General features: G+C 62.7%; 12 protein-coding genes and 1 riboswitch. Of the genes, 9 read left to right on the top strand and 3 right to left on the bottom strand.

Annotated features, from left to right (window positions below; translation table 11 throughout):
• The 6 genes from AC1DD5_RS16770 (at position 1) to AC1DD5_RS16745 (ending at position 4,071) form a co-directional block, all read left to right on the top strand.
• Positions 1-270: a type II toxin-antitoxin system Phd/YefM family antitoxin gene (locus AC1DD5_RS16770; RefSeq protein WP_477522163.1), complete on the top strand. Its 270-nt coding sequence runs from the start codon at positions 1-3 to the stop codon at positions 268-270.
• A gap of 11 nt (positions 271-281) precedes the next feature.
• A complete protein-coding gene (locus AC1DD5_RS16765; RefSeq protein ID WP_477522251.1) occupies positions 282-524 on the top strand; it encodes a type II toxin-antitoxin system RelE family toxin in 243 nt (80 codons plus the stop codon).
• Positions 525-538: 14 nt separating this feature from the next.
• Complete coding sequence (locus tag AC1DD5_RS16760; RefSeq protein ID WP_477522162.1) at positions 539-1,609, top strand: Gfo/Idh/MocA family protein; 1,071 nt, start codon at positions 539-541, stop codon at positions 1,607-1,609.
• 116 nt (positions 1,610-1,725) lie between these two features.
• Complete coding sequence (locus AC1DD5_RS16755) at positions 1,726-2,427, top strand: hypothetical protein (protein WP_477522161.1); 702 nt, start codon at positions 1,726-1,728, stop codon at positions 2,425-2,427.
• Positions 2,428-2,608: 181 nt separating this feature from the next.
• Positions 2,609-3,157, top strand: coding sequence for an RNA polymerase sigma factor (locus AC1DD5_RS16750; RefSeq protein WP_477522160.1), 549 nt, complete (start codon positions 2,609-2,611; stop codon positions 3,155-3,157).
• Positions 3,154-4,071 (top strand): hypothetical protein, encoded by a 918-nt coding sequence (locus AC1DD5_RS16745; protein WP_477522159.1) that lies wholly within the window; start codon positions 3,154-3,156, stop codon positions 4,069-4,071. Before AC1DD5_RS16750 ends, AC1DD5_RS16745 begins: the two co-directional genes overlap by 4 nt.
• A gap of 107 nt (positions 4,072-4,178) precedes the next feature.
• On the opposite strand, the gene ald is transcribed toward AC1DD5_RS16745, so the two are convergent.
• Entirely contained in the window at positions 4,179-5,297 is a 1,119-nt protein-coding gene (gene ald / locus AC1DD5_RS16740) for an alanine dehydrogenase (protein ID WP_216926266.1), read from the bottom strand.
• A 208-nt stretch (positions 5,298-5,505) separates the two neighbouring features.
• Between ald and AC1DD5_RS16735 the strand changes: the two genes are divergently transcribed.
• Complete coding sequence (locus AC1DD5_RS16735) at positions 5,506-6,720, top strand: PucR family transcriptional regulator (RefSeq protein ID WP_477522158.1); 1,215 nt, start codon at positions 5,506-5,508, stop codon at positions 6,718-6,720.
• A gap of 138 nt (positions 6,721-6,858) precedes the next feature.
• Positions 6,859-7,779, top strand: coding sequence for an AEC family transporter (locus tag AC1DD5_RS16730; RefSeq protein ID WP_477522157.1), 921 nt, complete (start codon positions 6,859-6,861; stop codon positions 7,777-7,779).
• A gap of 240 nt (positions 7,780-8,019) precedes the next feature.
• Here AC1DD5_RS16730 and AC1DD5_RS16725 read toward each other — a convergent pair whose 3' ends face one another.
• Positions 8,020-9,414, bottom strand: a complete 1,395-nt coding sequence (locus AC1DD5_RS16725) for a hypothetical protein (RefSeq protein WP_442004463.1) — start codon at positions 9,412-9,414, stop codon at positions 8,020-8,022.
• 2 nt (positions 9,415-9,416) lie between these two features.
• Positions 9,417-9,567: riboswitch (cyclic di-AMP (ydaO/yuaA leader) on the bottom strand.
• A 129-nt stretch (positions 9,568-9,696) separates the two neighbouring features.
• Positions 9,697-9,930: a hypothetical protein gene (locus AC1DD5_RS16720; RefSeq protein ID WP_442004464.1), complete on the bottom strand. Its 234-nt coding sequence runs from the start codon at positions 9,928-9,930 to the stop codon at positions 9,697-9,699.
• Between the two features lie 47 nt (positions 9,931-9,977).
• On the opposite strand from AC1DD5_RS16720, the gene AC1DD5_RS16715 reads away from it, so the two are divergent.
• Positions 9,978-11,045, top strand: a complete 1,068-nt coding sequence (locus AC1DD5_RS16715; protein ID WP_477522156.1) for an ATP-dependent DNA ligase — start codon at positions 9,978-9,980, stop codon at positions 11,043-11,045.
• Positions 11,046-11,050 lie beyond the last annotated feature (5 nt).

The raw sequence follows: 11,050 nt of genomic DNA, 5'->3' as shown, positions 1-11,050 counted from the left end.
ATGGGTGCTGCCGACTATTTCGTAAGTGTTGCTGACCTGAGAGTCCGTCTCTCAGATACGATCAATCGCGCCGCATATGGGCACGAGAGGATCAACATCACGCGTCGGGGCAAGGTTGCGGCGGTGTTGATCAGCGCCGAGGACCTTGAACGTTTCGAACGTCTCGAAGACGAAGCCGACGTTAGAGCCCTTAAGGAAGCTAAAGCAGAAGACGACGGTACCCGAGTAGGTCTTGACGAACTCCTGAAGGAGAACGGCATCAACCGTTGAGTTCGTATCGTGTGGAGTTAAGCAGCGGCGCAGCAAAACAGCTACGGAAGCTCGACCTTCCAATTCGGCGAAGATGGCTCCTGGCGATCGCCGATCTGGAAAGCAACCCTAGACCCGACGGGGTGAAGAAACTCAATGGCACATCAAATGCTTGGCGGATTCGAATAGGCGACTACCGGGTGCTCTACGAGATTCACGAAGACGAACTCGTTGTCCTGATCTTCCGCAGCGTGCACCGGCGGGAGGTTTACTGAATTAGCCTTGGGGCATGACTTCCAGGCCGATCCGTACCGCCATCGCAGGTTTTGGGTTATCGGGCAGCGTGTTCCATGCGCCCTTCATTGCGAGCAACACTTCGTATGAGCTTGCCCTCATTGCCACATCCGACGCCCAAAGGCAGGCAAAGGCGGCTGAACGGTACCCGCAGGCCAAGATAGTCAACACGCCGCAGGACATCCTGGCACTGGCCGACGAACTGGATCTCGTCGTCCTTGGCACACCGCCTGCGACCCACTATCCGCTGGCGAAAGCCGCGCTGGAAGCCGGGCTCGACGTCGTCGTCGATAAGCCGTTTGTTGTCCACAGCGAGCAAGGTGAGGAGCTGATCCAACTCGCCGCGCAAGCAGGCCGCGTTCTCACTGTCTACCAAAACCGCCGCTGGGACGGAGACGCGCTCACCCTGACGAAGCTGCTCGACGCCGGGACTCTGGGTACCGTGACGAGATTTGAAGCGGGGATGGAGCGCTGGGCACCGGAGATCGCCAAAGCCTGGAAGGCAAGCGCTACTGCCGAGGATGGCGGTGGGGTCCTCTTCGACCTCGGTGCACACGTGCTGGACTTGGCCGTCCAGTTCTTCGGACCGGCGCACGTTACCTATGCCGAGATCTTGGCACGACGTCCGCAGGAGAAGGCCGACGACGACGTCTTCATCGCGCTTCAGCACCAATCCGGCGTGGTCAGCCACGTGACCCTGAACCTCAACAGCCACCTCTATGGACCGCGTTTCCGTGTGCTGGGCACGAAGGGCGGCTTTGTAAAGTTCGGCACCGATCCGCAGGAGCCTTTTGTTCTGGGCGGTGGGCTGCCTAACGATCCTGAGTACGGCGTCGAGCCTGCCGAAAACTACGGGACTCTTGAATTGGACGGGCAGCGCCGAACCATCACCACCGAGCGCGGCGCCTACGCGGAGTTCTATCGCCTCCTCGCCGAAAAGATCGACGACGGCGGTGCGGCATCCGCGCGTTCCGCACCTGTGGATCCGGCTGACTCAGTGGAAGTGCTGAAGCTGATCGAACAGGCACGTGCCGCGGCCAGGAAAAATATTTTGGGGAAGACGTAACCTCAACCCTGCCCGGAACGATGTAGAGGGAGTGCGGGCCACGTCCGCACGCTGATCATCCGGCAGCGACTCAAACGCTGCCGGGGCAATCCCCACATCGTTTGTCGGAGGCTTTTATGTCCTTGTTCACTGTCCTTGCCACCAGCAAAGTCGCCGCGGGCGTCCTGGCTGCCGGAGCTGTAGCTGCCGGCGGAACCGGTGTCGCTGCCTTCAATGGCGCGCTTCCCACCGAAATCCAGCAGAGCGCCCACGACCTCGTCGGCGCACCTGCTCCCCTCGCCACGAAGGCAGCTGACGCTGCTGAGGCTGGCCAGGCCAAGGCGACTGACGCCGTCGAGACCGCCCAGGCGAAGGCAACCGACGCTGCCAAGGCTGGCGAAGACAAGGCAACCGACGCTGTTGACGCTGCGAAGTCCAAGGCTGAAGACACCCTCGCTACAACCCCTGAAGCATTCGGTCTCTGCACCGCCTTTATCCATGGTGGACTCAAGGCTGACACCAAGGTGCCGGGTTTCCAGTCCATCGTGGTGGCCGCAGGCGGCGAAGCCAACGTTGAATCGCACTGCCAGGCCGTAGTCGACGCCGGCAAGGCTGCCGGTCTGAAGGCTGACGGCTCCGCAAACGCGAACGCGAACGCTTCGGTTGCATCCAAGGTGCCTGCCGTTCCGGCTGTCCCGGCCGTTCCGGGAACGGACGGCGCCCCGGCTGTCCCCGCAACACCGGCCGTCCCTGCAGCACCGGCCGCCCCCGCGCTGCCGACGCAGGTGCCCACCGATGTTCCCGCCGCCCCGGGTGCAGGCCTCGATTCGGTCCGCTAAAGACCCAGCGGTTACGGTTTAAGGGTGGGGCTCCTTGGCTTGGACCGAGGAGCCCCACCACTTTACGGACGGCGGAGTACGTAACAGACCGCAGTGGCAATGGATGTCCTGAGCCCGGAAAACAACCGGGGACGGTGCTCCAAAGAGGCCGCTGCGCTGCGCGGGATGGAGGCATCCACGGGTGCTAAACCCACTAGCTGATGAATATGTGCAGACGGACGAGGACGATCCCGCTCTGCTCTTCACCGATGCCTACAACCAGTTTTCAGGGCCCGTTTTCGGTTACCTCCGCGCCCGTGGTGTGGACGATCCTGAAGCCGTCACGCAGGACGTCTTCCTTGCCCTGTATCCGAAGCTGCCGGACCTGGAGGGCGGTCTCCAAGGCGCCAGGACCCTGCTGTTCTCGATCGCCCACGCGCGCATGGTGGACCATTATCGCAAGCGCGAACGGACCCCGGATTCAGCTCCATACGAGGCAGAGCTGGACGCGCGGCGGGCGCCCTCGGCAGAAGACCAGGCATTTGGCCGCGGCAGCCTGGGTGTCACGGAACTTCTGGAGGACCTCGCCGCGGATTATCGCGAGGTCCTGGCATTGAGGGTGGTGGCTGACCTCTCCGTGGAAGAAACGGCGGCCATCATGGGCAAATCCCAAGGTGCAATAAAACAACTGCAGCGCAGGGCATTGAGTGCACTGAGGAAAAGTGCACTACGAAGGAATGGCACACCATGAGTGAACACATCACCCCGGCCGGACGGCGGACCGGTCCAACCGACGGTAATACAGGTGAGCAGGCTGTTGACCGCCTGTTGGCCGATTCCGGACTCGACGACGCCCTCGACATCCGTGCCGAACTTCTTGAACTGCGCTCCCTCGCCAGCACCCCTCCGACGCCCTCCGCGGCCGTCCGTGCGTTGATGATCAGCGACCCGGCTGCCAGCAGCAGAAGCACGACGGCGGACGTCACCTCCGCGGTGGCAGGTGCACCGACGGCGATACTTACGTCAGTCCAAGGGCCCACTGACCCAACGCCCACTGACTCAACCCTTGCAGACTCAACGACTACTGACGAACTCGCGGCCCGCCGTCGTCGTAAGCGCCGTGCTGCGATCGCCGGGTTCGCTGTGGCAGTGTCATTGGCGGGCGGTGCTACGGCTGCAGCCGCTTCCGAGGGCGGCATCCCGGGAGCTTTCCAACACCTCGGCTCCACCATCGGCTCGGTAGTTTCGCAGCTAACGCCCGGATCAGGCAATGGATCAAGGCAGAATCCTGGTTCCCCCTCGGAAGAGGAGCGTGGCCGCACTGTGACTCCGGCGTACCCTTACCCATCCGGTCACAACCCAGCGGGCAACACGCCGACCGGGAAAACTGCCAACCCCAGCCAGGAGTCTCAAGACGGCACCAACGGAGCGTCAGGACACCCTAATGAACCCAAGGCTCCCAACGGGGGAATGCCCGAAACACCGAAGATCCCCGGAAATGGTCAGCCCGGCAACATCAGCATCCCGACTCCCGCTGCACCCATCACGCCTCCGGGCATCGAGGCGCCCAACGTAACCCCGCCGACCCTTCGGCAGTCGGATATCCCCGTGCCGGTCCCCACTCACGTTGTCCCTGAGGAACCAGTCACTCCCGGCAACGGCTAGAGAGCCCGTTGACGCTCACCAATGCCCAGAACGTGGAAAACCCGCTGTTTCGTCGCTGGGCAGCGACGAAACAGCGGGTCAGCGACTAGTCAACGCCAGGGCAAAGCCTAGGCGGTAACCACGCTGTGCCAGTCGGCCACGAGGGGCAGGTTGTGCGCCTCCGAAACCGAGTGGTGTGCCACGTGGCCTGCAGCGATGTTGAGGCCGGCGGCCAGGGCGGGGTCGCGGTCGAATGCGGCCTTGACGCCCAGGTTGGCCAGTGCCACGGCGTAGCGCAGGGTGACGTTGGTCAGTGCGTACGTGGAGGTGTTGGGAACAGCGCCAGGCATGTTGGCAACGCAGTAGAAGATCGAGTTGTGGACCTTGTACGTCGGTTCCTGATGGGTGGTGGGGTGCGTGTCCTCGAAGCAACCGCCCTGGTCGACGGCGATGTCTACAAGGACAGAGCCCGGCTTCATTCGGGACACAAGTTCGTTGGTGACGAGCTTGGGCGCCTTGGCACCGGGGATCAGGACGGAACCGATCACGAGATCTGCGTCGACAACTGACTTCTCGATCTCGTAGGCGTTGGATGCCACGGTCTTCAAGCGGCCCTGGTAGAGGGCGTCGAGTTCCCGCAGCCGGTTGATGTTGATGTCCATGATGGTGACATCAGCACCGAGGCCCAGTGCCATGGCGGCGGCGTTGGTTCCGGCAACACCGGCACCGAGGACAACAACTTTGGCCGGACGGACACCCGGTACGCCGCCAAGGAGGATGCCCTTGCCGCCGGCCGGTGCCATCAGCGAGGAAGCGCCGACCACGACGGACAGGCGCCCTGCAACCTCTGACATCGGGGCGAGCAGCGGAAGGGTGCGTCCTTCCTGAACCGTTTCGTAGGCGATGGCCGTGACGCCGGAGTTGATGAGCTCGGCGGTGAGCTCGGGCTCAGCGGCCAGGTGCAGGTACGTGAAGAGGATCAGGCCCTTGCGGAAGCGGTGGTACTCGGCCTTGATGGGTTCCTTGACCTTCATAACCATGTCGGCCCGGCCCCAGACGTCGTCCGCGTCGGCAACGATTTCGGCGCCCGCGATCGAGTATTCCTCGTCCGTGATGCCAGAGCCCAAGCCCGCTCCCCGCTCAACCAGAACGGTGTGTCCGTGAGTGCGGAACTCGTGGACACCTGCGGCCGTGATGGCTACGCGGAACTCGTTGTTCTTGATTTCTTTAGGGACGCCGATGATCATTTGCTGGCTCCATCGTTAGCGGCTTTTTCGGCCGGATATTTGCTGCGGGCTGTGATTCCAGAATAAATCCGGCTGTGAGGCAGGCGACATGATCCTCCAGGCCAGCAGACGTGAAAACCCCGTAAATTCAAGGATCTTCTTCAAACCAGCTCGACATTTGTCGAGTACAAGAGCGTCAGGTGTCGCCTGATGTTGGTACGCTTTCTGGATGCAGCAGGACGTCGAGGAGATCGTTGAACGTGTGGCCCTCAAGCTGGGCAGGGGGCTGTCCCTGGAGGACCTCGACGGCGTCCTCCTCGCATACAGTTCCAACCAATCCCACGCCGACCGCGTCCGGGTGAACTTCCTCCTGAGCAAACGCGTGCCAAGCGATGTCAGTGCTTGGCAGCTCTCGCACGGCATCTCGACGGCGGTGCGCCCGGTTGTTGTTCCGGCGAACGACGAGCTGGGCATGCTCGGCCGGGTTTGCGTCCCGCTGCTGGTGCGGGGTTTTCGGGTGGGCTACTTGTGGGTGCAGCAGGACCTTGAGGAGCAAACCGCGACGGCGATACTCGCCGAATTGCCCGGCGTGCGTGACGAACTGGACTTGTTGGCTGGTTTGCTGCTCGATTCCAACACGGCCGAATCAGAGTTCCGAAGGAGGCGGGAGCAGGAGTTCCTGGCCGCCTGTGCCGGGGAGTCGAACGCAGTGGCAGCGGTGGCCGGTTGGAAGGAGATCCAGGGCCGCGGCCCGTGGCAACTGGTGACCGTCCTGGACGCGGATGGTGGGGGAGCCGACGTCGACCCCATTGCTGCAACGCTAACCCACCGGACAGCAGCGTTGCAGTCCACCATTGGTGTCAACGCCGCGTTATTCAGCGCAGGGACGGAGACGCATTCGGTCGTTCTGTTCCGGGAATCCGGAGGCCGGGCGGACCACGCCCAGGTCCTGGTGCACTATCAATTGGAGCTCGCTAAGCGGGCGGGCCGCGCGGTGGACCGTGTGATCTTGGGCATCAGCGAGCCGTTCCAAGTCATCCGGCAATTGGCAGGGGCCTACAGGCAATCCAAAGTGGCAGCACAGGCCGCAGCCGTGGATCCGCCCCTTGGGGAGCTGGTGGAAAGCCGGGCGGTGGGCGTTTATCAACTCTTCGATCGTCTTCAAGCACCGGGCGGCTGGGATGACACGGGCTCGGTTCATTTCCGCACTTTGGAGGACCAGGATAAGAACGGCGAACTCCTGCCCGTGCTGGAACTGCTCTACGACAACGACAGCTCCGTGCAGGACGTCGCGGCGAAACTTCACCTGCACAGGAGTAGCATCTACAACCGCCTTGGCCGGATCCGCCAACTCATCGGAGCTGATCCGTTGAGCGGTGGGATCCGGCTCGAGCTGCATGCTGCACTGAAGGCCCAGCGGTGGGCCTCGCGCCCCCGGATCTAGCGGGTGCCGAGCCGGTGAGTCGCCAAGTGTTGTGGAACGCGTGTTGGGGAACGAGTGTTGCGGAACGGCCAAAGTGGACACCCACGCAGGCGTCCCCTACGCTGAGAAAGCGGTTTCTCAACAATTTTTAGGAGCACGGTGGGCGGCGTTGTCTCGGGGATCCTCATCGTCGCTTCGGTCATCGCGGTGGGATATTTCGCCGCCCGCTACAAAGTGCTGGCCCCTGATGTCCAAAGCGCACTGACTCGAACGGCCTTCTACATCACCAATCCTGCGCTGCTGTTCACGGTGGTAGGTGAAAGCGATATCCGTGCCGCACTCGGGGTCGATGCCCCTCTGGCACTCCTGTCAGCAGCCGTTATAGGCCTTCTTTATTGTTTGTTGAGCTTCATGTTCTTCAGGCGGCCGGTCGCCGAAACGGCAGTTGGTGCCATGGCCAGTAGTTACGCCAACGCGAACAACATTGGCATTCCTGTCTCGTTGTATGCAGTGGGCACGGCGCAGCATGTTGCTCCAGTCCTTCTGGTTCAACTCCTGATTATGGCGCCCTTCTACCTCAGCGTCCTGGGCGTGGCAGGTGGTACAAAAATCTCGTGGAAACGAATGTTGTTGCAGCCCTTGTCCAATCCCATGATTATCGCCTCGGGGCTAGGGGCGGTGATGGCTCTGACGGGGTGGGATGCTCCGGAGCTCGTCCAGAAACCCATTGACATGCTCGCCGGCGCTGCCGTGCCTATGGTTCTGCTGGCTTTTGGCATATCGCTGGCAGGTAAGGCACCTCTCCAAAGGGGCGATGGCCGTGTGGAGACCGTGGTGGCAACCACCTTGAAGGTGGCAGGCATGCCCCTGGTGGTCTGGGTGCTGGGACGCTTTGTGTTCGGCTTGGACGGGCAGCACCTGTTGGCCAGCGTCATCATGGCCGCCCTTCCAACCGCCCAGAACGTCTTCCTCTTCGCTTCTCCTTACGGACGCGGAATGACAATGGCCAGGGATGTCATCCTCTGCACCACCGTGCTTTGCATCGGGGCGTTGGTCATCGTCGCGTGGCTGCTTGGCTAGAAACGCCATGCCAGGAACAGGAGCCACACGAAACACAAAGCGAGACGGAACAGATGAGGCAGGCACCCGGGTGCCTGCCTCATCTTGTTGCCGTGATTGCTGTAGCTGTGATTCCTTAGGCCCGACGCAGCCGTTGGCAGCTCCAACGGCCCATCCGATTGCGGAAGGTGGCAGTGCGGCTGCTGCTGCAGTACCGGCCGTGCCATCCGACGTGCTTGCTGGTCCTGGGAAGTTGCGTGCTCACTTCAAGATCCCTGTGGCGCCGTCAAGTATGCCGTCCAGGTCCAAGGCTGAACCACTTGACGGCGTGGTGGCATTTGGATTTCCGGTTGGCTTTGGCTTCGGTGCCTGAGTCTGGGTTGGAGTAGGTGTCGGAGTAACCGTGGGACTGGGCGTCGTTGTGGCGGGTGGGGTGGTAACCGTGTCCGAGGGAACCGGGCTCGGGGCCGGCTGGGTTGGGACAGGAGTTGTCACGCCCGGCACAGGGACAACAGCCGACGGGGCCGACGAAGGGACCCAAACAGGATCCGCGAGTGAAACTTGCGGAGTCGGAAGTGACGACGACGACCCCTGAGCAGGTGCCTCTTCTGACGACTGCGTTGCAACAGTTGCCGGCTGTCCGGCCTCGCTGGTCGCCGACGAAGCTGATGCAGTGGAGCTGGACGAGCTGGGTGCGGGGGTGGCCGAGGTTGACTGCCTGCTGTCGCCACCCGTCTTTGCGTCACTGGCTTCCTGAGCCGGTGTTTCCTGCCCGAAGAAGGGAAGCTCGAAGGCCTGGCTCATGGTGCCAACGGTCAATACCAGGCCCAATGCCCCAGCGACGACTGCCATGCGCTGGCCCATTGTCTTGACCGAGGCGGCCTTGGTGAGGACTGCGTGTGGTTCGTGGCTGAAGGACGACGCTCCAAACGTGGGGGCAACGCCCGTCGGGGACTCGGCAGCCGTTGTCGCGGAAGGGGCTGTCCCGCTACCGGATGCCTGGGCACGAAGGGCTTTCCGGCTTGCGAGACCAGCTGCGGCGGTGGCGGCTGCCGCGAGCTGGGCAGGGCTCTTTGACTCCGCCGGCGAAGCAGGGAACGCCGGAGCCGCAGGTGTGGGAAGAGGGGCGGCAACGGTCGGAATTTCGGCTGTGACCGGATCCCCAGTGCCGGGCGTGGGCGCCTGCACTATCGGAATGGCAGCGGTGGCGGGCTCGGGTTCGTGCGCGGCGGGGGTGGGTGCAGCAGCAGCCACCATTGGAATGGCAGCGGTGGCGGGCTCGGGATCTGCAGCCGGTTCGGGAGCGAGCGGCGTGGGCGCCGGAACTGTTGGAATCGCAGCCGTAGCCGGCTCCAGAGCAGCGGAGTCTACTGGGGCAGAGTCCGCCGGTGCTGTTTCTGCCGGAGCTGTTTCAGGAGCGATTACAGCTTGGGCTGCCCGTTCACGCTCTGCCGCGCGAGCGGCTGCGCGCGTGGTGGGTGCCGCAGGGGTGGGAACAGGAGCAGTGGCGGGTTCCGGCGTCGTGCTTGTAAAACCTGTTTCTGCTTCCGGCGTGCTGGTGGAGGATCCGCTGGGTTGGGCCCGACGGCGTCCGGTTGGTTGGGTACGCTCGCGCGCTATTTGGGCGCGGCGCGGCTGATCCATGGTTGGGGACATGGTGGTTGCCTCTCAACGCCTGCGAGGTTAGCTGTCGGGTTCGGACGAGGCCGTCCGGCCGCACATGGCGGCTTCACCCCAAGGGCCCATGGAAAATCAGGCCCGGGAACTCTGGGTCCCCCGTCTCTGCCGCTAGTCTGGCGGATCCCGGTTTGCGGCAGAGCTCGGCGTCAACCCGGAAGCGGCCCAGCGGAGATACGGGTCGCTCTTAGACCGTACATGAGCGCCATAGTAAAGTCACATTAATGTAACGGGCGGGACGCCTTCCAGCGCGAAGGTCCGTTAGGACTTAGGCTCCGGGGCCGGAGCCGGGGCTGGCAACTCGAGCTGGATCCTTTGGATTTGGTGTGCGTAATGGGTCTCGGGTCGGAAAATTTCGTCCGTCACGCCCAGGATCCCACCCGCGGCGCCGCGCCGGACTTTCCCCTTGCTGTTCTGGCGCGAGACCCAGAACCAAAGGGCCGCAATGAGGGCAGGTGCTGCCAGTACAGCCACTAGAACGGCCAAGATATCCATCGCCCAAGACTAGCTTCCGCCGCGGCTGGCAGGTAGAACATAGTCGTATGGACCTCCCAGTGATGCCGCCCATTTCGCCCATGCTTGCCAAGTCCGTTCCTTCGATCCCTGATGTAGGCCACTTTGAGCCGAAGTGGGACGGGTTCAGGACCATCGTTTTCAAAGATGGTGACGAGATCATCCTGGGCAGCCGCAACGAACGTCCCATGACGCGGTACTTTCCCGAGTTGGTGGAAGCCCTTCAGAAGAACCTTCCGGACAAATGCGTGATCGACGGCGAGATCGTCCTCATAGCTGACAGCAGGCTCGATTTCGAGGGCCTTCAGCAGCGCATCCATCCTGCCGATAGCCGTGTGCGGATGCTTGCCGAAAAGACACCGTCCTCCTTCATCGGATTCGACATCCTTGCCCTGGGCGGGGAGAACCTCATGGACAAGCCGTTTTCCGAGCGTCGAACCGCCTTGGAGAAGGCGCTCGCCAGGGCTGAGGCGCCCGTGTACGTAACGCCGGCGGTGACGGAACTTGATCAAGCGCAGGAGTGGTTCGTGAAGCTGGAGGGGGCTGGGCTCGACGGCATACTTTCCAAACCGCTCGGAGGGACGTACCAGCCGAATAAGCGCGTCATGTTCAAGACCAAGCATGAACGGACCGCGGACTGTGTGGTGGCTGGATTCCGCTGGCACAAAACGGGAAAGGTTGTGGGGTCGATGCTGCTCGGGCTGTATAACGACGCCGGCCAGCTGCAGCACGTGGGGGTGGTGGCTTCATTTCCCATGGCCAAGCGCGAAAGCCTGGTGGCCGAACTCGAGCCGTACCAGACGGAGTTCAGCGAACATCCCTGGGGTCAGTGGGCCGATCAAGGAGATGCCGCGGCTACGGGTTCCCGAATGCCCGGCGCACAGAGCCGGTGGAGCGCCGGCAAGGACTTCTCCTTTGTTCCCCTCCTGCCGGAACTCGTCATTGAGGTTGCCTACGACTACATGGAGGGCGAGCGGTTCCGGCACACCACCCAGTTTCGTCGGTGGCGGCCGGACCGGACTCCGGAGAGCTGCACTTACTCACAACTGGAGGAGCCAGCTGATTATGACCTCGGGGAGATCCTGAGACTGCCGTAGCCTCG

The sequence above is a fragment of the Paenarthrobacter sp. 10L420 genome (assembly GCF_056395385.1).
Note: the sequence above shows the minus strand (reverse complement) of the source record. Positions and strands in the feature narration are given on the sequence as shown.